General features: G+C 58.5%; 23 protein-coding genes and 1 tRNA gene. 10 read left to right on the forward strand and 14 right to left on the reverse strand.

Features of this window, described 5'->3' with window-relative positions:
• Positions 1-226: 226 nt before the first annotated feature.
• Positions 227-1,417 carry an acyl-CoA dehydrogenase gene (locus ACWGXF_RS09510; protein ID WP_003069087.1) on the reverse strand — a complete coding sequence of 397 codons (1,191 nt, stop codon included), beginning with the start codon at positions 1,415-1,417 and terminating at the stop codon, positions 227-229.
• A 197-nt stretch (positions 1,418-1,614) separates the two neighbouring features.
• Here ACWGXF_RS09510 and ACWGXF_RS09515 point away from each other — a divergent pair, with 197 nt between their 5' ends.
• The 3 genes from ACWGXF_RS09515 to ACWGXF_RS09525 all read left to right on the forward strand — a co-directional run bounded on the left by ACWGXF_RS09515 (position 1,615) and on the right by ACWGXF_RS09525 (position 4,227).
• The gene (locus tag ACWGXF_RS09515) at positions 1,615-2,580 is read left to right on the forward strand and encodes a LysR family transcriptional regulator (RefSeq protein ID WP_012839438.1); all 966 of its coding nucleotides are present in this window, start codon (positions 1,615-1,617) and stop codon (positions 2,578-2,580) included.
• Positions 2,581-2,706: 126 nt separating this feature from the next.
• A complete protein-coding gene (gene tenA, locus ACWGXF_RS09520; protein ID WP_256631110.1) occupies positions 2,707-3,378 on the forward strand; it encodes a thiaminase II in 672 nt (223 codons plus the stop codon).
• Between the two features lie 378 nt (positions 3,379-3,756).
• Positions 3,757-4,227 (forward strand): hypothetical protein, encoded by a 471-nt coding sequence (locus ACWGXF_RS09525; RefSeq protein ID WP_452101862.1) that lies wholly within the window; start codon positions 3,757-3,759, stop codon positions 4,225-4,227.
• Positions 4,228-4,236: 9 nt separating this feature from the next.
• Here the strand turns inward: ACWGXF_RS09525 and ACWGXF_RS09530 are convergent, their stop codons facing one another.
• Positions 4,237-5,181, reverse strand: a complete 945-nt coding sequence (locus tag ACWGXF_RS09530; protein ID WP_012839434.1) for a LysR family transcriptional regulator — start codon at positions 5,179-5,181, stop codon at positions 4,237-4,239.
• Positions 5,182-5,268: 87 nt separating this feature from the next.
• Here ACWGXF_RS09530 and ACWGXF_RS09535 point away from each other — a divergent pair, with 87 nt between their 5' ends.
• Positions 5,269-6,219: a DMT family transporter gene (locus ACWGXF_RS09535; protein ID WP_122974677.1), complete on the forward strand. Its 951-nt coding sequence runs from the start codon at positions 5,269-5,271 to the stop codon at positions 6,217-6,219.
• A gap of 39 nt (positions 6,220-6,258) precedes the next feature.
• On the opposite strand, the gene ACWGXF_RS09540 is transcribed toward ACWGXF_RS09535, so the two are convergent.
• Together ACWGXF_RS09540 and ACWGXF_RS09545 are read right to left on the reverse strand one after the other, a co-directional pair.
• Positions 6,259-6,999 carry an LrgB family protein gene (locus ACWGXF_RS09540; protein WP_054074634.1) on the reverse strand — a complete coding sequence of 247 codons (741 nt, stop codon included), beginning with the start codon at positions 6,997-6,999 and terminating at the stop codon, positions 6,259-6,261.
• Positions 6,996-7,385, reverse strand: coding sequence for a CidA/LrgA family protein (locus ACWGXF_RS09545; protein WP_256631109.1), 390 nt, complete (start codon positions 7,383-7,385; stop codon positions 6,996-6,998). The genes ACWGXF_RS09540 and ACWGXF_RS09545 overlap by 4 nt, the downstream gene beginning before the upstream one ends.
• Before the next feature lie 199 nt (positions 7,386-7,584).
• Between ACWGXF_RS09545 and ACWGXF_RS09550 the strand changes: the two genes are divergently transcribed.
• Entirely contained in the window at positions 7,585-7,803 is a 219-nt protein-coding gene (locus tag ACWGXF_RS09550; protein WP_003069105.1) for a hypothetical protein, read from the forward strand.
• Between the two features lie 886 nt (positions 7,804-8,689).
• On the opposite strand, the gene ACWGXF_RS09555 is transcribed toward ACWGXF_RS09550, so the two are convergent.
• From ACWGXF_RS09555 to ACWGXF_RS09565, 3 genes are all read right to left on the reverse strand, one after another.
• The gene (locus ACWGXF_RS09555) at positions 8,690-9,022 is read right to left on the reverse strand and encodes a hypothetical protein (protein WP_012839430.1); all 333 of its coding nucleotides are present in this window, start codon (positions 9,020-9,022) and stop codon (positions 8,690-8,692) included.
• A 30-nt stretch (positions 9,023-9,052) separates the two neighbouring features.
• Positions 9,053-9,793 (reverse strand): hypothetical protein, encoded by a 741-nt coding sequence (locus ACWGXF_RS09560; RefSeq protein WP_256631108.1) that lies wholly within the window; start codon positions 9,791-9,793, stop codon positions 9,053-9,055.
• A 76-nt stretch (positions 9,794-9,869) separates the two neighbouring features.
• Complete coding sequence (locus ACWGXF_RS09565) at positions 9,870-10,493, reverse strand: hypothetical protein (protein WP_223305646.1); 624 nt, start codon at positions 10,491-10,493, stop codon at positions 9,870-9,872.
• Here ACWGXF_RS09565 and ACWGXF_RS09570 point away from each other — a divergent pair.
• Both ACWGXF_RS09570 and ACWGXF_RS09575 read left to right on the forward strand, forming a co-directional pair.
• Positions 10,411-10,590 carry a hypothetical protein gene (locus tag ACWGXF_RS09570; protein ID WP_223305645.1) on the forward strand — a complete coding sequence of 60 codons (180 nt, stop codon included), beginning with the start codon at positions 10,411-10,413 and terminating at the stop codon, positions 10,588-10,590. The genes ACWGXF_RS09565 and ACWGXF_RS09570 overlap by 83 nt on opposite strands.
• Before the next feature lie 482 nt (positions 10,591-11,072).
• Positions 11,073-11,840: a LuxR C-terminal-related transcriptional regulator gene (locus tag ACWGXF_RS09575; RefSeq protein WP_039049092.1), complete on the forward strand. Its 768-nt coding sequence runs from the start codon at positions 11,073-11,075 to the stop codon at positions 11,838-11,840.
• Positions 11,841-12,274: 434 nt separating this feature from the next.
• Here the strand turns inward: ACWGXF_RS09575 and ACWGXF_RS09580 are convergent, their stop codons facing one another.
• Positions 12,275-13,126 (reverse strand): AlpA family phage regulatory protein, encoded by an 852-nt coding sequence (locus ACWGXF_RS09580; protein ID WP_256631107.1) that lies wholly within the window; start codon positions 13,124-13,126, stop codon positions 12,275-12,277.
• A gap of 512 nt (positions 13,127-13,638) precedes the next feature.
• A tRNA-Leu gene (locus ACWGXF_RS09585) sits at positions 13,639-13,723 on the reverse strand.
• 40 nt (positions 13,724-13,763) lie between these two features.
• Between ACWGXF_RS09585 and cysM the strand changes: the two genes are divergently transcribed.
• From cysM to ACWGXF_RS09600, 3 genes are all read left to right on the forward strand, one after another.
• On the forward strand, positions 13,764-14,669 hold the full coding sequence (cysM, locus tag ACWGXF_RS09590) for a cysteine synthase CysM (RefSeq protein WP_003069113.1): 906 nt from the start codon (positions 13,764-13,766) through the stop codon (positions 14,667-14,669).
• A gap of 197 nt (positions 14,670-14,866) precedes the next feature.
• Positions 14,867-15,490 (forward strand): NUDIX domain-containing protein, encoded by a 624-nt coding sequence (locus tag ACWGXF_RS09595; RefSeq protein ID WP_003069116.1) that lies wholly within the window; start codon positions 14,867-14,869, stop codon positions 15,488-15,490.
• 68 nt (positions 15,491-15,558) lie between these two features.
• A complete protein-coding gene (locus ACWGXF_RS09600; RefSeq protein ID WP_003052800.1) occupies positions 15,559-15,786 on the forward strand; it encodes a sulfurtransferase TusA family protein in 228 nt (75 codons plus the stop codon).
• Between the two features lie 87 nt (positions 15,787-15,873).
• On the opposite strand, the gene galU is transcribed toward ACWGXF_RS09600, so the two are convergent.
• The 5 genes from galU to ACWGXF_RS09625 form a co-directional block, all read right to left on the reverse strand.
• Positions 15,874-16,761 (reverse strand): UTP--glucose-1-phosphate uridylyltransferase GalU, encoded by an 888-nt coding sequence (gene galU / locus ACWGXF_RS09605; RefSeq protein ID WP_003069120.1) that lies wholly within the window; start codon positions 16,759-16,761, stop codon positions 15,874-15,876.
• A gap of 72 nt (positions 16,762-16,833) precedes the next feature.
• A complete protein-coding gene (locus ACWGXF_RS09610) occupies positions 16,834-19,749 on the reverse strand; it encodes a valine--tRNA ligase (protein WP_452101863.1) in 2,916 nt (971 codons plus the stop codon).
• A 300-nt stretch (positions 19,750-20,049) separates the two neighbouring features.
• Positions 20,050-20,700: a VOC family protein gene (locus ACWGXF_RS09615; protein WP_003069123.1), complete on the reverse strand. Its 651-nt coding sequence runs from the start codon at positions 20,698-20,700 to the stop codon at positions 20,050-20,052.
• A gap of 195 nt (positions 20,701-20,895) precedes the next feature.
• Positions 20,896-21,471: a YceI family protein gene (locus tag ACWGXF_RS09620; RefSeq protein ID WP_003069125.1), complete on the reverse strand. Its 576-nt coding sequence runs from the start codon at positions 21,469-21,471 to the stop codon at positions 20,896-20,898.
• Between the two features lie 82 nt (positions 21,472-21,553).
• Entirely contained in the window at positions 21,554-22,117 is a 564-nt protein-coding gene (locus ACWGXF_RS09625; RefSeq protein WP_003069127.1) for a YceI family protein, read from the reverse strand.
• Positions 22,118-22,245 lie beyond the last annotated feature (128 nt).

Consider the following 22,245-nt stretch of genomic DNA (forward strand, 5'->3'; position numbering starts at 1 on the left):
TCAAGCGGTGGAAGCTAATAAATAGATAGCGAAAAAGAGGCTCGAATCTCTGCCATCGCCCCACGGCAAAGGCAGCAAGCAAGAGCCGCCTCGCGGCGAAGCTGCCGTCCCCCTCCCATAGCGCAAAGCGCGTAGAGAGAGGGGGCGCCCGGCCAGGGGAAGCGGCGGGGCCGCCCAGGTGGGGCCGCCCAGGCGGGGCCGCCTAGGCACAGTGGCTCAGGGGGTGTCAGTTAAATGCAGCGATGCCGGTCTGGGCACGACCCAGAATCAGTGCGTGCACATCGTGAGTGCCTTCGTAGGTGTTCACCACTTCCAGGTTCACCAGGTGGCGAGCCACACCGAACTCGTCGCTGATGCCGTTGCCGCCCAGCATGTCGCGCGCCATGCGGGCGATGTCCAGCGACTTGCCACAGTTGTTGCGCTTGACCAGAGAGGTGATCTCAATCACGTTCTGGTGTTCGTCCTTCATGCGGCCCACGCGCAGCGCGGCTTGGAGGCCCAGCGTGATTTCGGTCTGCATATCGGCCAGCTTCTTCTGGATCAGCTGGTTGGCTGCCAGGGGACGGCCGAACTGCTTGCGGTCCAGTGTGTACTGGCGGGCGGTGTGCCAGCAGTCTTCTGCCGCACCCAGCGCGCCCCAGGCAATGCCGAAGCGGGCGCTGTTCAGGCAGGTGAACGGACCCTTGAGGCCGCGCACGTCGGGGAAGGCGTTTTCTTCGGGGCAGAACACATCGTCCATCACGATTTCACCAGTGATGGAGGCGCGCAGGCCCACCTTGCCGTGGATGGCAGGCGCGGACAGACCCTTCATGCCCTTTTCCAGCACAAAGCCGCGGATCTGGCCCACAGTGCCGTCCTCGGAGACTTCCTTGGCCCAGACCACGAACACGTCGGCCACAGGGCTGTTGGTGATCCACATCTTGTTGCCCTTGAGGCGATAGCCGCCGTCGACCTTGTAGGCGCGTGTGGCCATGGAGCCGGGGTCGGAGCCGTGGTCGGGCTCGGTCAGGCCGAAGCAGCCGATGAACTCGCCCGAAGCCAGCTTGGGCAGGTATTTCATCTTCTGCGCTTCGGTGCCGAACTCGTTGATGGGCACCATCACCAGCGACGATTGCACGGAGGCCATGGAACGATAGCCCGAATCAACACGCTCGATCTCGCGCGCCACCAGGCCGTAGCTCACATAGTTCAGACCCGCGCCACCGTATTGCGTGGGGATGGTGGGGCCCAGCAGGCCCAGCTCGCCCATCTCGCGGAAGATGCTGACGTCCACGGACTCGTTGCGGAACATGGCTTGCACGCGAGGCTTGAGCTTGTCCTGGCAGTACTCGCGCGCTGCGTCGCGGATCATGCGCTCGTCTTCGGTCAGTTGCTGGTCGAGCTGGAAGCAGTCGTCCCACTGGTAGCCATTGGCCATGTTCATCTCCTGAATGCAAGGTGTCGGGTTACAGGCGCATTTCCGCCTGAGTGCTTGCACACATATTAGGTTTGTAGAACAGGGGCTGGCAAACGATGAATAATCATCTATGGATGAGTAAAACGCATGTATAAGCGAATTATTCAGGGTTTCCCCTTCGTTTTGAGATTGATTGATGCGTTCTAAGCACAAGAGATATGCGTAGAGTTCTCCCTTCCACCCAGGCCCTGGCCTGCTTTGAATCGGCCGCCCGCCATGTCAGCTACACCAAGGCTGCGCAGGAGCTGTCGCTGACGCAAAGTGCCGTCTCGCGCCAGATCATTGCGCTGGAGGAGTTTGTGGGCGTGGCGCTGTTCAAGCGCACACGCCACGGCGTGCTGCTCACCGATGCGGGGCTGCATTACGCCAAGCAGGTGGGACGCTGGCTACAGGGGCTGGAGCGCGACACGCTGGATCTGATGAGCCATCAGGGTGAGGGCGGTCCCATCAATCTGGCGGCCGTGCCCACCTTTGCCACGCGCTGGCTGCTGCCGCGCCTGCCGCAACTGGCACAGCAGCACCCCGACATCACTGTGCATATCGATGTGCAGACCCGGCCTTTCCTGTTTGCCGACACGGTGTTCGATGCCGCTCTCTACGCGGGCACGCCCGAGCAGGTGGCCCGCTGGCCCGGCGTGCAGGCGCAGTGGCTGATGGACGAGGAAGTCGTGCCCGTGTGCAGCCCGCAACTGCTGGCCACGGCCCAGCAGCGTGATCCAGGCCGTGCCTGGCTGCCGGTCGGCCCCGAGGTGATTGCGCGCCTGCCGTTGCTGCAGCAAAGCACGCGTCCCCAGGGCTGGCGCCAGTGGTTCGACGCGATGCATGTCGATGCACCGCGCGCGCTCGACGGCATGCGGCTTGAGCTGTTTTCCATGCTGGCCGTGGCTGCCAGCCAGGGTCTGGGCGTGGCGCTGATCCCGCCCATGCTGATCGAGCAGGAGATTGCGCGCGGCGATCTCATCGTCGCCTGTCCCCAGCCGCTGCGCGGCAACCGCGCCTACTTTTTGGTCACGCCCGAGCTGGCGGCCGAGGCACAACCGTCGCCGGCGCTGCGCGTGTTCAGCCAGTGGTTGCAGCACAAGGCGCAGGAGGCTGCAGGTCGCAAGCCAGAGCGCCAGCCTTGAAATACAGCTTTGACCGCATAGCCGCCGGGCTTTGGGCCTTCGATGCAGGTATCTAGGCAAGAATGATTGCTTGCCCGGCCAGCAAAGCGCTGGCTGCTATGAATTCTTGCAGTGGAGAGTCGAATCATGTCATTCAGCCAAAGCCTGTGGAGCGCCAACCAGGCACTGTTTCAAAGCACCCTGGAGCTGCCCTTCAACCAGGAGCTGGCGTCCGGCACGCTGAGCCGGGAGCGCTTTCGCCACTACATGATTCAGGATGCGCACTACCTCGTCGCCTATGGCCGAGCGCTGGCCGTGACGGCGGCCAAATCCGATAACGCCGAAGGCGTGGTGCAGTTTGCCAATGCCGCCAATGAGGCCGTGGTGGTGGAGCGCGCCCTGCATGGTGGCTTCATGCGTGACTTCGGCGTGACGCCCGAGCAGTTTGCAGCCACGCCGCTCACGCCGGCCTGCCATCACTACACCAGCTATCTGCTGGCCACGGCCTGGAGCGCCTCCTATCCGGTGGCTGTTGCGGCCCTGCTGCCCTGCTTCTGGATCTATGCCGAGGTGGGGCGCGACATTCATGCGCGCTCGGCCAAGGACAATCCGTATCAGGCCTGGGTGGACACCTATGCCAGCGAGGAGTTTCATGCGGCGGTGCGCGGCGTCTGCGCCACGGTGGATCGCCTGGCCGAGGAGGCCACCGAGGCCACGCGCGCGGCCATGCATGCGGCCTACAAGGATGCGGCCCGGCTGGAATGGATGTTCTGGGACAGTGCCTACCGCCTGGGAGATTGGCAAGGGCCGCTGCGCTGAGTCGCTGAGTTTTAGTGCATAAACGGGGGTGCTGATTAAAAAATAATCAGCACCCCGTTTTCCCTAATGTGACAAGGAGTTAAGTCGCTTATTCAAGTGCTTGCTCCGGTTTGTCCACAAGCTTGTAATGATTTAGTGGGGAAAACTGGGCTACAGCCCAATTTGGGTAGGCGTGAGCTGCTATGAAATGCGGAGTTTGTAGGCTTTAAGAGCCGTATAGTGTGATTTGCCTAAAAATCAAGCAGGTATTGAAAAGTCTTTGCAGAACAAGGGCTTGATACGCTTATCCCGTTGAGTGGTTGGTATTGTCCACAAGCTTGTAGCGGGCGAATGGGGATATCCCGATACGATGCGCGGTAAACATCGAGGGAGAGGGAATTGAAGAAGTCGACATACCGGGCCATTGTTCTTGCCTCCTCGGCAATTCCTTTGGCGGGCCTGTGCCTGGACGCCTTTTTCCCGCTGATCCCCGCGAGTCTGAAGTCGGTGCATGACAGCATGGTGCAATTCGGCGGCATCAAGCGCTATCCGCCCGGAGTATTGCTGGCCATGGCGGTGGTGGTTGTGACTACGCTGGCTTCTTTTTACGGACAACTGCGCTTCAGAAGCTGGGCGCTAAGTCTGGCGGTCAGCTCGACGCTAGCCGGTTTGCTGGTGTCCTGTTTTACGGGCCCTGTTTTGCAATCGGGTCTGGGCAGCGCCGCCGCCGATGCGGGCACCCTGCTGAGCGGGTTGGCGCTGGTCCTGCCTTATGCCAACGCCGAAGTGCGGGCTCTTTTCTGGCCACAGGCCGCCGCAGCGACTGTCGATACGGCTGGCCTTCAGGTTGCTGGAACTGAGCCGGTTTGAGTCATGGACTCAGCGCTTGCCGGCCTCGACCAGATGGTCGATCAGCGCCCGCACCTTGAGCGGCAGGTGGCGCGATGGCATATACAGTGCATAAGCGGTGCGCGGCGCGTAGTTGCCCGTCAGCAGCCAGTCGGGCAGTACCTGTACCAGTGCGCCGCTGCTCAGCACGGCCTGGGCGGCAAAGTCTGCCACCAGGCCTATGCCCTGGTGCTGCAGCGCCAGATTGATGATGCCCGTGCTGCTGTCCATGGACAAAGGAGAGTGAACGGCGACTTCGGTCACGGCAGCCTCTGGGCTGCGGGTTTGGCCGTGCACCCATTGCAGCCGGCTCTGAAAGTCGCCATAGCCCAGCGTGATGCATGCCACGCCATGCTCGCGTCCCAGCTCCTGTGGATGCTCGGGCGGCTTGATCAGACCCCTGAGGTAGGCCGGCGAGGCCACGGCGATGTAGCGCACCTGGCGCAGCTCGCGCGCCACCATATGCGGTGGTAGCTGTTCTGGCCGGGTCAGGCGGATGGCCAGATCCAGACCTTGCTGCGCCAGGTCCTGCATCTGGTCGCTGAGGCTGACGGCGACCTCAAGCTCGGGCCATTGGCGGCGCAGCGCAGGCAGCTGTGCACTGAGCCATATTTCACCAAAGATGGTCGGTGCCGTCAGTCGCACCGTGCCGCGCGGCACGCCGCTGTAATGGCCGGCAATGGCGTGGATATCGCTGGCCGTCTGTGCCAGCTGGCTGCAGGCGGCATAGACCTCGGCGCCCAGCTCGGTCAGGGACAGGGAGCGGGTTGTGCGGTGCAGCAGCTGCACGCCCCAATGGGTTTCGAGCCGGCCCACGCTGCGGCTGACGGCCGAGGTGGTCAGATCCAGTTGCCGTGCGGCGGCGGCAAAGCTGCGCAGCTCCACCACCTTGGCGAAAACCAGCATTTCAGGAAGCAGGCCGGACTCTGTGCTCATGGTTCAGCTTGATTGTTGATCTAAGGGTAATAGTAAGTGGAATAGAGCTGTATTGATGCTTGGAAGTGATTGGCGGACCATGCCATCATGACTTCCCAGACATCTTCCTCTTTACAAGTGCTGGCTTCCAAGCCGGCTTTGGCCGCCACCTCGCCGCCCAAGGCAGCAGCCGGCGGTAGCTGGCGCATGGTGCTGGCCATGGCGCTTTCCGGAACCATCGGCCTGCTGGTGGTGGAGAGCGGCCTGCCCGTGCTGTGGGTGGTGTGGTTGCGTTGTTTGCTTGGCGGACTCGGGCTGGCGGCCTGGGTGCTTTGGTCGGGCCAGTGGTCCCGGCCGACCTGGCGCGAGAGCGGCTGGCTGCTGCTGGGGGCTGTGGCGCTCATCGTCAATTGGCTGTGCCTGTTTCGTGCCTATGAATACAGCGGCATTGCCATTGCCACGGTGGTCTATCACGTACAGCCCTTCTTGCTGTTGCTGCTGGCGGCTCTGCTGCAGGGCGAGCCTCTGCCGCTCAATCGGCTGCCCTGGCTGCTGCTGGCGCTGGTAGGCGTGGGCTTGAGCAGCGGCCTGGTAGGGCTGACTGATCAGCAGGCGTCGCAAGGGCAATCCTTGGGCATTGTGCTGGCACTGCTGGCAGCCAGTCTTTATGCCCTGGCCACCTTGGCCACTCAGCGGCTCAGGCGGCTTGCGCCGGCGCAGATCGCCATGCTGCAGATGCTGCTTGGTGCGCTGAGCTTGCTGCCCTGGGTGTGGGAGCTGCGCGCCCAGGCACTCTTCAGCCCCAAGGTCTGGGCTGCGGTGCTGGTGCTGGGCCTGGTGCACACGGCCTGGATGTACACACTGATGTACACGGCATTTCAAAGACTGCGGGCGCAGGCGATCGCCGGCTTGTCCTTTATCTACCCCGTCATGGCTTTGCTGGTGGATCTGCTCTGGTTTGGTGCCAAGCCGCAGCCGGCGCAGTGGCTGGGGATGGCGCTGATTCTGGGGGCGCTTGCAGCTTACCGGCGTAGCGAGCGCAAGCCTAATCAAAAATAGCTGCCAGCGGTTATGCATCAAGCGCCAGCAGCTATCGTTTTAAATCCAGGGGGTAATGGCCAGCACCAGTGGCATCAGCACCGCCGTGGCCACGCCGTTCAAGCCCATGGCCAGAGCGGAGAACGCAGCGGCCGTGGGGTTGAGCTGGATGGCGCGTGCCGTGCCAATCGCATGGGCCGTAAGTCCGATGGCAAAGCCTTGAACCGCTGGATCCTTGAGACGCAGGACGCGGCACAGCAGCGGTGCCATCATGGTGCCGCTGATGCCGGTAATGGCCACGGCCACGGCGGCCAGCGAGGGTGTTCCTCCAAAACGCTCGGCCATGGGCAGGGCGATGGGAATGGTGGCCGATTTGGGTGCCACGGCGATCAGCGTAGCTTGCGAGCCGCCAAAGGCCCAGGCGATGCCCAGCGCTGAAAGCAGAGCGACCAGACAGCCCACCAGCAGCGCCACGCTGATGGGCAGCCACAGCTGACGGATGCGCTCGCGTTGGGCGTAGAGCGGGATAGCCAGTGCCACGGTAGCCGGGCCTATCATCAGACCCAGCAGGGATACGCCGCTGCGATAGGTTTCATAAGGCGTGCCTGTGAGCAACAGAATCGCGACGATGACGACCACGCCGGTAAACACCGGAATCAGCATGGGGCGGTTGCCGCTTTTCCTGTAGATGGCCATGGCCGCCAGATAGACCAGCATGGTCAGCACCAGCCAGGGCAGGGGCGAGCCTTGGGCCAGGCTCAGCCAGGCGGTGTGCAGGCGTTCAAGCAGGGGTGTGCTCATAAGCTCTGCTCCTGTCTTGCCGCGGGCTCGTCATCCGGCTTGAGAGTGAGCTGGCGCTGCAGGCAGAAGCGGAAGGTGAGGGCGGTTGCGGTGAATGTGATGGCAGCTCCGGCAATGCAGGCCAGCACAAACGGCAGCCATTCGCGGCGCAGGTGGTCGAATTCCAACATTACGCCTGCAATGACGGGGATGAAAAGCAGCATCATGTTCTGCAACAGAACCTGAGCAGTATCTTCCAGTGTCTTGGGTAGGCGTTTGTAAAACAGCAGGCCCAGCAGCAAAAGCAGGATGCCGATCAGCGCGCCGGGCAGAGGCAAGCCCGTGACGCGGGCCAGGAACTCCCCCAGTAGCTGAAAGGCAAAAAGTACGGCAAGCGCATACAGCATAAAGGTGGTCAGCTCCTGAATAATGAGTTGGCAGCCTGTTGTCAGGCTGCCAACTCTGTAAGGGTGGGGTATGGCTTGGGTGAATAAAGGTAAAGCAGGCGGGTAACTATTGCGTGTCGCGGATGACAGGTTTATCTTGGATCTCAGGCGCTTCGGAGCCGAAGCGGCCAGTCATCGCACGAGCTTAGGAGAAGTCACCATGCAAACCGCAGTCTATCGCGCACCTGTGTATGAACCTACGGTCGATGAATTGGAAACACTCAAGAAGCTGGAGCTGGGCGAGGATGTCTCCCTGTGGTCTGCCGCCAAGGAATATCTTTCCAAGCGCCTGCTGGAGCGGGGCCTCGTGGAGCAGGATGCAGAAAAGCACTGGCATATCACCGAGTCGGGGCGTATGGTGATCCGGCGCCAGCTCTGAAATGCTCGGGGTTAACCCTTGGATTGCAATTGCCTGATTTGGAGGCAACCTACCTTTCAACCCGCAAGTACAAGGGCTTGTGTGCTGTTATCACCAGGATTTCACTGGATATCCACAATCATGTCCACATGATCTGTGGAAAAAAGCGCTGTCATGGACAGCGCTTTTTTTGTGGCTTGACTCAAGCCAGGGTTGCTCGGATTGACAGCAAAGGCTCTCGTTGACAGTACAAGTGCAGCGATGCTCAAAAGGCATTTTCCAGAGAGAAATGTCCCATGTGACCTGCTGTGTGCTATGGGCTTGAAGCGAGTGGATGTTTGACAGATGGGCGATGCTGCCGGTGCCTGGCATGGTATTGCAAGACATAGATCCGCACCAGATTGTGCAAAGTTATGCACAGTGACTGTGCAACTTCGAAAAGATGAGCGAGCAAGAGAGATCCTGCCTTATCCCGGCAAGGGAAAGGCATGGGGCTGTGGCGTAATTGATGCGCCGGCTTTTCGCGTGGAGAACGGAAGGCTGGATGGCAGCGAAGCTGCCTTTTCGGCTTGGGTATGTAGTGCCGGATTGGACCGGAACGCCCTGCTGCGGGGATTTCAATTCCCAGCACTCACCCTGGGAGGATGCGGATTGTATTCGATATTCAGGCGCAAAAAATTGTCGCGGCGTTCCTTTGGACAAAAACGCGTTGCGCCCATGATGCCGACATGAGGTCGAAGCTGGGTCGATTTGTCAGCAGGTACTTCGCTTGGTGTTGCTATCAGTGCTGAGTGGCTGCATATTTGCAGAGCACAAATCAACAAGGGCGGGTTGAAGCCCGCCCTTGTTAGGTGAGTTGCTGTCAGCACCAAAGAAGTGCTGCCGCCCTGTTATGCCTTTGACCAGCCTATTCGCTTGTAGGCACGAAAAACAGGTACTCACCTGGCCCCATCTGCGGGGTAATCACATAGCCTTCGCATTGCCTGTCCTTGCATTTCACAGGTATGGCGCGGGGCCAGATAGTTGCTGCAGTAGGGTAACCAGGCAGGTACTGCGGCACATGCCATACCCCATAGTCCCCCACTGGCTCTGCTTGTTGCGAGCCTGCTGCACCTTGCTCGCCACTTCCGAAGATCTGGCGTTGAATGCTCAACGGTTCATTGATGGCCCTGGAGTCGGGTGCAGCCAAAGACGAAGCGCTGCATAGTGCAATCGCTAAAAGAGCTAGAGTCTTGCCCATAGCGGCCTCCTAGATTAGGAATCACGCCCACTAATTGTCATACAGCTGTGCTGTACGTGGATCTTCCATCACAGATGTTACAAGCGAGGGGCGAGGGGCTTCAGGTGTCAAACTTGACTGAACCTCTGTGGGCACTGAAGCGGGAGTGGGGCTACCTTGTGCCGAAGCATCCGGCCCGTAGTTGTTGCGGCGCTCGTCTGCAGTCATGGATTGCGGGCATTTAGAACCCGTGATCTCCAGTGCCACGCGAGCGGCGGGATCCATGCAGTCCATTGCCAGAGAAGCTGCCTTCATGCCCTTGTTCCAGAGCTCACGGCTCATTTTCAGGCGTTTGCAATGCTCGTCCGTCCAGGTTGTGCCGAAGCTCACGCCAAAGCCAGGTCCGTTGGCACTGCCGCTGCTGCTGCCCATGCAGGTGTCATTGCTGGTTGTGAGATTGGGGCCGTTCACGCTGGGAACGTTTTTCATGGTGTAAGTACCTGTGTACTCCACAATGTTCTTGGACGTCCCGGATACCGTGCTGTTCAGGTTCTGGGTGGTCGTGCCGTTCGTTGTGATGTTTTGATCGGAGGTTGAAGTGGATCTGCTGTCCATCGTGGATACAGATCGACTTTCCGCCGGGGCAACGACCGGATTGACAATGGTGACCGACTGATTCTGTTGCGCCCCCACGGAAGAGGAGCTAGAGGAGCTTTGCGCGCTGCTGTCGGCACTTTGCGCATAACTGCACAAAGGAACGCAAAGACTTAACAGAGCTATTGAGAATTTCATGCTTTGCTCCTACGTTGCCCGAGCCCGGCCAGGCAGCCAGGCCCGGGACAAACACAACTATCTTGGGACAGCTGCCTTAGTTGGCATTGGCAGCGGAGCCTGCACCGGCAGTACCGGAGGTGCCACCACCATTGGAGAAGTAGCCAGCATTGCCAAATGCTCCAGCGTTTTGATGGACGGTACCCACCGAGGTTGCGCCCGATCCGGTGTTGGTCCATGCGCCGCTAGGCCCAGAGATAGCAGCCGAAGTTGCGCCATAACCGGAAGTCGTGCCAGCATTGCTGTTCACATAGGACAGTCCGCCACCAGGGCCTGCGCCAGTGGCAACTTGGTTGGCTGTGTGCGAAGTGGCCACACCAGCTGCTCCGCCGCTGACGGGGCCTGCGCTGTAGCCAGCCAGGGCCGCAGAACCTGCGTTAGCGTTGGTCGCAGCACCGCCACCCGCAACAGCGTTGCCCGAAGTTGCAGAAAGGCTCTTCACGTTACCGTAGGTCGTTGCGCCACCACTGACCGCAGCACCACCGGCGCCGTAAGGGCCTACAGCAATGCCGCCACCAGCGGCATTGGCGTTGGAGGTTGCACCGGAGGTTGCACTATTCATGCTCAGCGCAGCACCGTTGCCCGAGCTGGCAGCACCCGACACCGTAGCTGAAGATGCGCTCGACGTCGTGTTTGTGGCAGCGATGCTTGAGCCGCTCACAGCAGCAGATGCAACACCAGCCAACGCAATAACCGCCATGGCAATCAGAGACTTTTTCATGATCATTCCTTTGAATAGCGAGTTCTCAGACAACTGAGAGTGTGTGAGCGAAAGACCGATGCAATTTCGCAAAGGCCAGTGTTAACCGTCAACAAGTTATGGAGTGCTTTGTTACGTTCCAAAACTGCTTTCGGTGAAGGCAGTTTCAGAAAACGACGGAGAAACAGTAATACCCCATTCAAAGATATTTTTTGAAGAATTTAAAATGATGAGAAAAATGAATGATTTGTTGTGGCTTGTGGATGTTGTGCTATTGAAAGAATAGTGCTTGTTGGAAAATTCTTACAATGCTAAAAAATGTAATCTGTATTTCTTTTTATTTTATATGTCCATTGTTTCAAAAATAAAGGGTTTACATCTATTTTTCTGATGAAAAGAAGTTAATACCTAGTATTTCAGTATTAATTTGTAAAAATTTAAACCTTATTTTTCTTTATTTATTTTTTGTAGATTTTCAATGGAATGAATTCTATTTTTCGCGAGATTCCAAAGAAATCGACTCATCAAATGGAGTGTCACATGTATCTATCCGACGCATTTATGAGCTCACGGTTTGATGATGCTGGCAGTACAGAAGTCACATCTACTGTCTTTGGGCGCATGTGGCCGTCCGACATGAAGGGTCAGCAGAACCAGCCGGTGCGAGTCTTTCTGGTTGACGAAGACAGCCATGTCAGGAATGTGATCTCGCAGGAGCTCATGCGTGATCCGCGCACTCTTCTGGTAGGGCAGGCCTCCAGCTATAGAGAGGCTCGTAAGAACATCTTTTTGCAAGATTTCGATGTGCTCCTCATTGACCTGTCTCTTGGTGAAGGCCAAGGAATCGAGTTGCTGGAATCGATCCAACTAAAGAGGCCTGACGTGCTGAGCATTGCAATTTCTGCAAGTGAAAACGACGACGCGGCCATGAATGCTCTTAAAAGAGGCGCTGTTGGGTACCTAGTGAAGAACTCATGGTTTGGAAGCTACTCGCAAGCTGTGCTGGAAGTTGCTAATGGTGGAGCCGCTATATCTCCAGTAGTGGCAAAGAAAATCATTCCAAAAATATTCAAGGCCAATTTTCATGAGGAAAGTATCTTCAAACACAAGAGCTTTGAGTCGCTGACTGAAAGAGAAGTGGAAATATTGAAATTGATAGCCCAAGGAAAAAGCTCTCTAGAGGTCGCGTCCTACTTGCAAATAAGCCCTTTGACAGTGTCAACGCATATAAAAAATATTTACGGAAAGATGCAAGTAAGAACCAGGGCGCAAGCCGTCAGATGTGCAATATTGATAGGTATTATTTGAATACTGTTGTTAACTGTGCTCTAGGTCTTAAATGTGAAAATACTCTGTCTTAAATCTCATATTGAAATGATATTTGAGTCTGAAATATTTTTTGCAGATTTCTTTATAGAGAAATTTCTTTCATGAGGTGGAAGGAGCTTTTACCTGGTCACTTTCAAGCATGTGCTCCTTGTTGGGCAAAGCGTGCGTGCTGTTTTCACATGGCTGCGATCCAGCAGCTTTGATGCTTCATCGATGTCATGGATGGGCCTGCCGCGAAGTTGCGCATGTCGCACATAGGCATGGCGCGGATTCGTTTGCCAGCCTCTTTATTGCCGGTGACAAGAGTGAGGTTGCCCCGTTGCAAGAGCTGTTCGATACATTCAACGAGCGGGCGGGACGGGAGATTGTGAGGCAGCCTCCTTATGAAGCAAATCTGAGCTGACCACTGCACTCTATTCGGCGGCACTGGGAGGGGGAGTCAATGAATGGGGATACCACTCCGAAATGACCGATGCTGCATGCGCATGTGCTGATCGCCAGAGGTCGTTCTGGCTGGAGCCAGGATGGTCTGGTAGTTCGATGTGTCTATCAGCCGCGCGAATAGCGAACCAAATGCCATGCTCCCAGTCCTGGTCTCGTTGCAGTTTCTTGAGGGCAGGTGCAGTAATCACGATCACTCTCTTATTGCCCGCTCTTGCATAGCCGATCTCAACCAGCGTTCCAAAAGCCTCCAGGTCTTCGAGATAGGCGACAACAACGTCGGCCCGTGAGATGCCTTGAAGAGCTCCGCGATAGGCAGCGCTTTGTGGATTGGAGGGAGAGTAAGAATTCGCGTCATGCATGTGTCCATGGCTGCCATTTTTCGCTTTCCATGGACCTGAATACATGAACCTCGTACGAGTTCCGTGAAATAGCATTTCTTCCGGCGGCGCGATCAGCACATCGGTATCTGAATTCTCGATCCCTAGATCACCAAGTGCCTTGGATCTGGATACGTCGAAGATTCGCCAACAGGAAAACTCTCTGCCCGGGTCCTCGTTGTCTAAATCTGTCCCCATTTTTCCCGCCATGTAGACGACAGGTAGAGCCAGTTTCGCTTGGCGGATTGCTTTGCTCGCCTGCAGCCAGTTTTCGACATCCGTTTCAAACCAGCCAATGGCTCTGTTGCTCATCGGTGTGGGATGAGGAAACTTGTCCTTGCGCAACAGCTTGTAGAGCATCGATCTTGATAACCCAGTCCGTGTCAGAACCTCATCCATAGGGATGACATTCTTCGTGAAGCGTGACTTGCTATCCGTAGGCATGTGGTTTCTTGAGCTCGTGTGCTAGGTGGATGAGCTGGCGTTAATTAATGCAATAAGTATTAATTTCTGATAGCCATACCCAATGTAGGATTGGCTCTGACATTGTTGTCGAATACGAACGATTTGTATTCATTTCGTATTTTGATCTACTTTCACTCTTTGGCGGGACATGACGTTACCGTCGCGCCTGCCTGCTTCGTGGGGCAAATTACGAGCCGGTCGGCATGTCGCGAACCCGCGGCACGGGATGCAAGGTATGGGGGGAGGGAAATTACGAGGCTTGCGGGGCGCCAGGCAGACTGAAGCCATCGCTGGATGGGGGCGCCTCTGCCCAAGGCGAGAGCTGCTCTCTCGCCACGCAAGCGGGAGGACACAGGCGTGCTTTCGGATGTCGTCGCATGGTTTTTGCGCCAATCGTTTTTTTGAGATGCGCCAAATCGCAAATTGCGAGGGGACCATTGCGGCAAAGAAAAAAGCCGTTAAGTCTTTGAGACTTAACGGCTTTTTGTATGTGGTGCCCGGGGCCGGAATCGAACCGGCACGCCTTGCGGCGGGGGATTTTGAGTCCCCTGCGTCTACCAATTTCACCACCCGGGCTTCGCTTAGCGCAGACGCGAATTATGGCACAGTATTGGACATGAAAACTTATTCGACCATCGAACATGCTATCGGTCACACGCCGCTGGTGGCATTGCAACGCATCGGCGCGGATGCAAACCGTGAACGTGCAAACGTAGTGCTGGGCAAGCTCGAAGGCAACAACCCGGCTGGCTCCGTCAAGGACCGGCCTGCGCTGTCCATGATCCAGCGTGCTGAAGAGCGCGGCGAGATCAAGCCGGGCGACGCACTGATCGAGGCAACGTCGGGCAACACCGGCATTGCCTTGGCCATGGCTGCAGCCATCAAGGGCTATCGCATGATTCTGATCATGCCCGAGGACCTGTCCATCGAACGCGCACAGACCATGAAGGCTTACGGCGCCGAACTGATTCTGACGCCCAAGAGCGGCGGCATGGAATATGCGCGCGATCTGGCCGACCAGATGGTGGCCCAGGGCAAGGGTGTGCTGCTGGATCAGTTTGCCAATCCCGACAATCCCAGGGCCCACTATGAAACCACAGGGCCGGAGCTATGGGAGCAGACCGGTGGTGAGATCACCCACTTTGTGAGTGCCATGGGTACTACCGGAACCATTACCGGAGTGGCCAGGTTCCTCAAGGAAAAGAACCCGAACATCAAGATCATCGGCGCTCAGCCTTCCGAGGGATCGCGCATTCCTGGCATCCGCAAGTGGCCCGAGGAGTATCTGCCCAAGATCTATGACGCTTCGCTGGTCGACGAGCTGGTCTATGTGACGCAGGACGATGCCGAAGACATGGCCCGCCGCATGGCGCGCGAAGAGGGCATCTTCGCTGGTATCTCGGCTGCCGGTGCACTGTGGGTGGCCCAGGAAATTGCCAAACGCGAGCAGAACGCCACCATCGTGTTTGTGGTGTGCGACCGTGGTGATCGCTACCTCTCTACAGGCGTGTTTCCGGCATGAGCAATGTCTTTTGCGTGATAGCGCAAAAGAGAATCAACGCTCCAAATGACAGTCAGCGCTTATCCATCAAGCGCTGACTGCTATCAATATCAAGAATAGGACTTACGCAAACAAGAATGCAACAGCGGCCTGCCTTATGAGACAGACGCCTCGCCTGAACCCGTTTTGCGTAAGTCGTGAAGAATACGGAGAGCCTCATGGCTTATGAAGTCCGCTTTTGTTCCAACTGCGCGACTGAGCTGCAATGGATTGTGGCCAGCGAGGACAGCGGCGAGGTGCAGCGTCTGCGTTGCCCGAGTTGCGGGTTCACGCATTGGGGCAATCCCACGCCGGTGCTGGCGGCTGTGGTGGAAGGTGATGACGGCCGGGTGCTGCTGGCGCGCAATGCACTGTGGCAAGAGGGCGTTTTCGGCCTGATTACGGGCTTTATGGAAGCCGGTGAATCGCCAGAAGCCGGTATCTGTCGCGAGGTTCTCGAAGAGACGGGGCTGCGCGTGAAGGCACTGCGTCTGCTGTGCTGCTCGGAGTTTCTGCGCATGAATCAGGTGCTGATTGCCTACCATGTGCGCGTGCAGGGCCGACCCGAGGATGTGAAGCTCTCGCCCGAGCTGCTGGAATACCGCTGGCAGACGGCCCAGGAGTCGCTGTGCTGGCCTGCAGGCACGGGCTACGCTCTGGCAGAGTGGATCAAGCAAAAAGGCTTCGAGCCGCGCTTTGGCGCTTTCCGTCCCGGCCAGAATCCGGAGCCTGATCCCGCCAAATGGCCTGTGCGACGCTGGGCTGAGGACACTCGCTTTACGGTGGCACCGGCTCTGGATTGAGCAAAGACCGCGCTGGCACTGCCAGCGCCTGGTTTTTCTACAATCGGCGCTGACGAGGAATCCACCCCATGCACGTAGATCAAGAAGTTGACACCCGCGGCCTGAACTGCCCGCTGCCCATTCTCAAGGCCAAGAAGGCGTTGGCTGCCATGCAAAGCGGCCAGTTGCTCAAGGTCGTGGCCACAGATACCGGCTCCATCCGGGACTTCCAGGCCTTTGCCAAGCAGACCGGCAATGAGCTGGTCGAGCAGCAGACGGTCGGTGATGAATTCATCCATATCCTGCGTCGGCGCTGAGCGCTGAATCGGTCTGAGAGCATTGGACGGACAAAAGGCCTGCAAGCGCAGGCCTTTTGTCATCAGAGCGGCTTTGGCCGATCTTGCTTATAGGCTCAAGCTCTTGAGGTATTCGCGAAAGCTGTCGCCCACATCGGGGTGCTGCAGCGCCAGCTCCACCGTGGCTTCCAGAAAGCCTTCCTTGCTACCACAGTCATAGCGCTTGCCTGCATACTGGAAGGCATAGACGGCTTCATGAGCCATCAGCCGTTCGATGGCATCGGTCAGCTGGATCTCGCCACCCACCCCCTTTGGCTGGTTGCGGATCTCGTCGAAGATGGCGGGAGTCAGCACGTAACGGCCCGCCACACCCATGCGCGATGGCGCTTTCTCGGGAGCGGGCTTTTCCACGATCTCATCGATGCGCATCAGTGGGCCGCCCGCAGGCTCGCCCTTGACGATGCCGTAGCGCTTGGTGTGCTCGAGCGGAACTTCCTGAACGGCCAGCAGAGAGCGGCCCTGTTTCTGGAAAGCGGCCGTCATCTGCGCCATCACGCCGGGGCCGCCATTCTCTCCTGTCATCAGGTCGTCGGCCAGAATGACGGCAAAGGGTTCATTGCCGACCAGGGGTTGCGCGCACAGAACGGCATGGCCCAGGCCCAGGGAGCGGGGCTGGCGCACGAACAGGCAGTTCATATCGGCCGGGCTGACGCTGCGCACAAGGTCCAGCATGGCCTGCTTGCCGGCATTCTCCAGCTCGTTCTCGAGTTCGTATGAAGTGTCGAAATGGTCTTCAATGGCCCGCTTGCTGCGGCCGGTGACAAAGACCATGTCGCGGATGCCTGCCTCGTACGCCTCTTCCACGGCGTACTGGATCAGCGGCTTGTCCACCACAGGCAGCATTTCCTTGGGCGAAGCCTTGGTGGCGGGCAGAAAACGGGTGCCCAGGCCTGCAACTGGGAACACGGCTTTGCGGACGCGGGTTTGATTGCTCATGTGCTTGTCTTTTCTGGATGGAAAAAAGGCGCAGTTGCCTGCGCCTTGTTTTTGGAGGGAGTTTAGCGGGGTTTAGCCCAGACGAGCGAGCTGCTCGTTGATGCGTGTCAGTGTCGCGCCGAAGTCGGCCAGGCGCTTGCGCTCCTGTTCCAGCACTGCGGCAGGAGCCTTGGCGCAGAAGGCCTCGTTGCTCAGCTTGCCGTTGGCCTTGACGATCTCGCCTTCGAGGCGCTTGGCTTCCTTGGACAGGCGGGCCTTCTCGGCTGCAACGTCGATTTCGACAAACAAAGCCATGCGGATGTCGCCCAGGACGTTGACCGGAGCAGTCTGTGCGGCGGTGGCCCATGCGGCTTCGTCATCGAACACCTTGACTTCGCTGAGCTTGGCCAGGTTCTTGAGCACGTCGGCATTGGCGCGCATAAATGCCGAGTCCTCGGCATTGCCGGCCACGGTGAGCAGCGGCAGGCGTTGAGCGGGCGACACGCCCATCTCGCCACGCAGCGCGCGGCAGGCATCTACCATCTGCTTGATGCGGCCCACGTAGGCGATAGCGGCTTCGTCGATCTTCTCCGGCTGTGCTTCGGGGTAGCGTGCCACGGCGATGGAGTCGCCCTTGAGGCCGGCCACGGGCGCAACCTGCTGCCACAGTTCTTCCGTCACAAACGGAATGATGGGGTGGGCCAGGCGCAGAATCGCCTCCAGCGTACGGATCAGCGTGCGGCGCGTGGCGCGCTGCTGGGCCTCGTTGCCGGTCTGGATCTGCACCTTGGCGATTTCCAGATACCAGTCGCAGAACTCGTTCCAGACGAAGTCGTAAATCGTGTTGGCGACATTGTCCAGGCGGAACTCGGCAAAGCCCTTGGCCACTTCTGCCTCGACCTTTTGCAACTGCGAGCTGATCCAGCGGTCGGGCTGGCTGAAGTGCATATAGCCAGCGAACTCGCCGCCCGGTTGGCACTGCTCCTTGGTGTGGGGTGCCAGACCGCAGTCATGGCCTTCGCAGTTCATCAGCACGAAACGCGAAGCATTCCAGAGCTTGTTGCAGAAGTTGCGATAGCCCTCGCAGCGCTTGCTGTCGAAGTTGATGCTGCGGCCCAGCGATGCCAGGGCCGCAAAGGTGAAGCGCAGTGCGTCCGCTCCGTAGGCGGGGATGCCTTCGGGGAATTCCTTTTGCGTGTTCTTGCGCACCTGAGGAGCGGTCTCGGGCTTGCGCAGGCCGGTGGTACGCTTTTCCAGCAGCGGCTCCAGCGAGATGCCGTCGATCAGATCCACGGGGTCCAGCACATTGCCTTCGGACTTGCTCATCTTCTTGCCTTGCGCATCGCGCACCAGGCCGTGGATGTAGACATGCTTGAACGGCACGCGACCCGTGAAGTGCGTGGTCATCATGATCATGCGGGCGACCCAGAAGAAGATGATGTCGTAGCCGGTCACCAGCACCGAGGAGGGCAGATAGAGGTTGAAGTCGTCATCGGCCGCATGGCCCTGCTCGGGCCAGCCCATGGTGCTGAAAGGCACCATGGCGGAGGAGTACCAGGTGTCCAGCACATCGGCATCGCGGGTCAGCTTCTTGCCGGGGGAAACCTTGTCAGCTTGTGCCTGGGCTTCGGCTTCGTTCTTGGCAACGTAGATATTGCCTTCCTCGTCATACCAGGCAGGAATCTGGTGGCCCCACCAGAGTTGGCGCGAGATGCACCAGTCCTGGATGTTGTTCATCCACTGGTTGTAGGTGTTGACCCAGTTCTCGGGCACGAACTGAACTTCACCGGAAGCGACGGCGTCGATGGCCTTCTGGGCGATGGACTTGCCGCTCGGGTCCTGGTCGCTGACCTTGCTCATGGCGATGAACCACTGGTCGGTCAGCATGGGTTCGATCACCTGGCCGGTACGGTCGCAGATGGGCACCATCAGCTTGTGCTTCTTGATCTCGACCATCAGGCCCAGCTCTTCCAGGTCGGCCACGATGGCCTTGCGGGCCACGAAGCGGTCCATGCCACGGTATTTCTCGGGCGCCTCGTCGTTGATCTTGGCGGTCAGCGTCAGCACGCAGATCATGGGCAACTTGTGGCGCTGGCCCACCTGATAGTCGTTCTGATCGTGGGCCGGCGTGACCTTGACCACGCCGGTGCCGAACTCTCGGTCCACGTATTCGTCGGCGATGATGGGGATCTGGCGGCCCACCAGGGGCAGGGTCACGGTCTGGCCGATCAGGTGCTTGTAACGCTCGTCTTCGGGGTGGACCATCACGGCCACGTCGCCCAGCATGGTTTCGGGACGGGTGGTTGCGACCACCAGATTGCCTTCGCCGCTGGTCAGCGGGTAGGCGATATGCCACAGGCTGCCGTCCTTTTCCTGGTTCTCGACTTCCAGGTCGGAGACTGCAGACTGCAGCACCGGATCCCAGTTCACCAGGCGCTTGCCGCGGTAGATCAGGCCTTGCTGGTACAGCTTCACAAAGGTCTCGGTCACCACCTTGGACAGCTTGTCGTCCATGGTGAAGTACTCACGGCTCCAGTCCACGGTGTCGCCCATGCGGCGCATCTGGGTGGTGATGGTGTTGCCGGACTTTTCCTTCCACTCCCAGACCTTTTTGGTGAAATCGTCGCGGCCCAGGTCATAGCGGCTCACGCCCTGGGTCTGCAGCTGGCGTTCCACCACGATCTGGGTGGCGATGCCTGCGTGGTCGGTTCCGGGAATCCAGGCCGTGTTGTAGCCCTTCATGCGGTGGTAGCGTGTCAGCGAGTCCATGATGGTCTGGTTGAACGCGTGGCCCATGTGCAGCGTACCTGTCACATTGGGTGGGGGCAACTGGATGGAGAAGTTGTTGCCTGCAGCGGTAGCTTCGGTACCGGGCTTGCCTGTGCCGCGATAGCCGGCATTGCCGTAGCCGCGCTTTTCCCACTCAGGGCCCCAATGGGCTTCGATGGAGGCAGGTTCAAAAGACTTGGAGAGGCTGTCGAGGCCGGGCTGTTGAATGGTGTCGCTCATGGCTGCGTTACAAGAACTCTGGAAATGAAAACGGCATCCTGAAAAGGGATGCCGTCTGCATGAAAGATAAGGACGGATTGCCAATGATTTTAGCGATCCGATCCAGTGATGAGCGCGGTAGGTCTTATTTCGTCCTCTTGCGCTTATTTATCAAGCGCTTGTAGCTATTGAATTAGCGAGACTTCGCTTGAACAAGCATGTACCACGCCAGAGACGTCGAGCAAGGCCTGGGCAGCCCCAACCGCCCCGCAGCGAGGGCGTCGTCCCTCTTGGGGGAAGCGGCGTAGCCGCTCAGGGGAGTTACTTACCAGGAACAAACTCCGGCCGGTCGTTGTTCTGCGGCTTGAGGGGGGCGCTGGACTTGCCCTCGGCACGTTCCTTGCGCCACTGCTCCTTGCGGGCCGTCCACTCGTCCAGGCGTGCATGGGCGGTCTTGCTTTCCTTGAGCATCTGCAGCTCGTCGGCCAGCTGGGCCGTCAGCTCCAGGCGGATGCCGTTGGGGTCGAAGAAGTAAATGCTCTTGAAGATGTGGTGATCGGTTACGCCCAGCACTTCCACGCCGCAGGCCTGCAGGCGGGCCTTGGTGTTTTCCAGCTCCTGCACGGAGTCCACTCGGAAGGAGATGTGATTGATCCAGATCGGAGTGTTGGGTGAGGGCAGGGCCGCTTCGTCGTCGCCAATGTCGAAGAAGGCGATGAAGGAGCCGTCCTTGAGGCGGAAGAAGAAATGGGTGTAGGGGCAGTATTCGCCCGTGGAGGGGACGTAGTCGCTCTGGATGATGTGGTAGAGCGGCAGGCCGAGGATGTCCTCGTAGAAGTGACGAGTCTCTTCCGCATCCTTGGCCTTGTAGGCGTAGTGGTGCAACTGCTGCACGGCGGCAGGTGCGGGCAGCTGGCTCATGTCCGCACGCCGGGGCTGGGAGTAAACCGGGGTAGGGGCGGCTTGGCTCATGCGATGTCTCCTTCAATTGTGTGAGTGGATTGATTCTACTATTCGTAATTGATTAACCTAAAGTAAATTTTTTTGATGAAGGGGATTTGTGTCTGAAGCATGCCGCAGACGCAAAAAAGCCCGGACCGCTTGCACGGGCCAGGCCAAAGAGAGAGCCCGCAAGGGGCTTCACTCGAGAGTCTTTGCGGACCTGGATTACTGCTTCACAGCTTCAATCTGCAGGACCAGGCGCACTTCCTTGGGGAAGCCGTAGGGGATGCCGTAGTTCACGCCCCACTGGGTGCGGTCGATGGTGGCCTCGAAGTCGCCGCCGCAGACTTCACGCTTTTGCAGCATGGGGCTTTCGTAGCAGGTGAACTTGTTGGCCTTGACGGTGATGGGGGCGGTCTTGCCCAGCAGGGTCAGCTGGCCGGTCACTTCCTTGAGCTTGTCGCCGTCAAACACGAACTTGTCGGAGACAAACTTGGCTTCGGGGAATTTTTCCACGTTGAAGATGTCGGCGCTTTGCAGATGCTTGTTGAAGGAGGGCGTGCCGGAGTTCACCGAAGTCATGTCCAGAGTCACTTCGACCTTGCCGGTCTTGGCTGCCTTGTCGAACTGAACGTTGCCGCTTTTCTTGTCGAAGCGGGCACGGTTGGTGGAGGCGCCAAAGTGGTCGATCTCGAAAGTCGCAAACGTGTGTGTGGGGTCGATGGCGTAAGTGGCTGGTGCCGCCTGGACAGCGGTGGCAAACAGGGACGCAGCGGCCAGAGCGAACAGAGTGGAACGCATGGTGAATACTCCTTCAGGGATTGGAACTATCAAAACATGAGCTTTCAGCGCTTGCCTATCAAGCGCTGGAGCCGAAAAACGCTTAAAGCTTGCCGACGCCAGTCAGAGCCAGCTTGAATTGCACATTGACCTCGTCGGCCACCATGGAGGTGTCCTTCCAGTCGCCATCGCCGATCTTGAAGTTCAGACGCTTGAGCGCCAGCGTGCCGGCGGCCGTGGTGGTGGCGCCGGACTGGGTCAGCGTCACGGGCAGGCTCACCTTCTGTGCATTGCCCTTGATGGTCAGCGTGCCGTCCACCTGGAACTTGCCACCGCCCAGAGCCTTGACGGCGCTGGAGTCAAAAGTGGCCTGAGGGAATTTGGCAACGTTGAACCAATCTGCCTTGGGCAGTTCGGCATCGGTTTCCTTGGCGCCCATGGTGGCGCTGCCGGTATCGACCGTGAAATGGATCTTGCTGCTCTCGGGTTTGGCGGCGTCGAAGGCAATCTGGGCGTCGAACTTCTTGAAGTGGCCCTTGAGCGGCACGCCCATCTGCTTGGCTTCAAAGTTGACGGCGCTCTGTGCGGGCACCAGGGCTTGAGCTGCCTGTGCGGTGTTGCCAAGGAAAGCGGCTGCAATCAGTGCAGAGGAAAAAAGGACTTTCATCAAAAACTCCTTGTGATGAACATACAAAAAACTCAAAAGCCGGTACGGCTTGAAGGAGCGAGACAGCAAGCAAGCGCCGCCGCGCAGCAAAGCTGTTGTCCCCCAGGGGGAAAGCGGCGGGGCCGCCC

Source organism: Comamonas sp. HJ-2, assembly GCF_053615495.1.

Excerpts from the sequence above, each read along its gene's own strand:
- ACWGXF_RS09510 (WP_003069087.1), bottom strand. The coding sequence starts at position 1,417 with ATGGCCAATGGCTACCAGTGGGACGACTGCTTCCAGCTCGACCAGCAA.
- ACWGXF_RS09515 (WP_012839438.1), top strand. The coding sequence starts at position 1,615 with ATGCGTAGAGTTCTCCCTTCCACCCAGGCCCTGGCCTGCTTTGAATCG.
- tenA (WP_256631110.1), top strand. The coding sequence starts at position 2,707 with ATGTCATTCAGCCAAAGCCTGTGGAGCGCCAACCAGGCACTGTTTCAA.
- ACWGXF_RS09530 (WP_012839434.1), bottom strand. The coding sequence starts at position 5,181 with ATGAGCACAGAGTCCGGCCTGCTTCCTGAAATGCTGGTTTTCGCCAAG.
- ACWGXF_RS09535 (WP_122974677.1), top strand. The coding sequence starts at position 5,269 with ATGACTTCCCAGACATCTTCCTCTTTACAAGTGCTGGCTTCCAAGCCG.
- ACWGXF_RS09540 (WP_054074634.1), bottom strand. The coding sequence starts at position 6,999 with ATGAGCACACCCCTGCTTGAACGCCTGCACACCGCCTGGCTGAGCCTG.
- ACWGXF_RS09545 (WP_256631109.1), bottom strand. The coding sequence starts at position 7,385 with ATGCTGTATGCGCTTGCCGTACTTTTTGCCTTTCAGCTACTGGGGGAG.
- ACWGXF_RS09550 (WP_003069105.1), top strand. The coding sequence starts at position 7,585 with ATGCAAACCGCAGTCTATCGCGCACCTGTGTATGAACCTACGGTCGAT.
- ACWGXF_RS09555 (WP_012839430.1), bottom strand. The coding sequence starts at position 9,022 with ATGGGCAAGACTCTAGCTCTTTTAGCGATTGCACTATGCAGCGCTTCG.
- ACWGXF_RS09560 (WP_256631108.1), bottom strand. The coding sequence starts at position 9,793 with ATGAAATTCTCAATAGCTCTGTTAAGTCTTTGCGTTCCTTTGTGCAGT.
- ACWGXF_RS09575 (WP_039049092.1), top strand. The coding sequence starts at position 11,073 with ATGTATCTATCCGACGCATTTATGAGCTCACGGTTTGATGATGCTGGC.
- ACWGXF_RS09580 (WP_256631107.1), bottom strand. The coding sequence starts at position 13,126 with ATGCCTACGGATAGCAAGTCACGCTTCACGAAGAATGTCATCCCTATG.
- cysM (WP_003069113.1), top strand. The coding sequence starts at position 13,764 with ATGAAAACTTATTCGACCATCGAACATGCTATCGGTCACACGCCGCTG.
- ACWGXF_RS09595 (WP_003069116.1), top strand. The coding sequence starts at position 14,867 with ATGGCTTATGAAGTCCGCTTTTGTTCCAACTGCGCGACTGAGCTGCAA.
- ACWGXF_RS09600 (WP_003052800.1), top strand. The coding sequence starts at position 15,559 with ATGCACGTAGATCAAGAAGTTGACACCCGCGGCCTGAACTGCCCGCTG.
- galU (WP_003069120.1), bottom strand. The coding sequence starts at position 16,761 with ATGAGCAATCAAACCCGCGTCCGCAAAGCCGTGTTCCCAGTTGCAGGC.
- ACWGXF_RS09610 (WP_452101863.1), bottom strand. The coding sequence starts at position 19,749 with ATGAGCGACACCATTCAACAGCCCGGCCTCGACAGCCTCTCCAAGTCT.
- ACWGXF_RS09615 (WP_003069123.1), bottom strand. The coding sequence starts at position 20,700 with ATGAGCCAAGCCGCCCCTACCCCGGTTTACTCCCAGCCCCGGCGTGCG.
- ACWGXF_RS09620 (WP_003069125.1), bottom strand. The coding sequence starts at position 21,471 with ATGCGTTCCACTCTGTTCGCTCTGGCCGCTGCGTCCCTGTTTGCCACC.
- ACWGXF_RS09625 (WP_003069127.1), bottom strand. The coding sequence starts at position 22,117 with ATGAAAGTCCTTTTTTCCTCTGCACTGATTGCAGCCGCTTTCCTTGGC.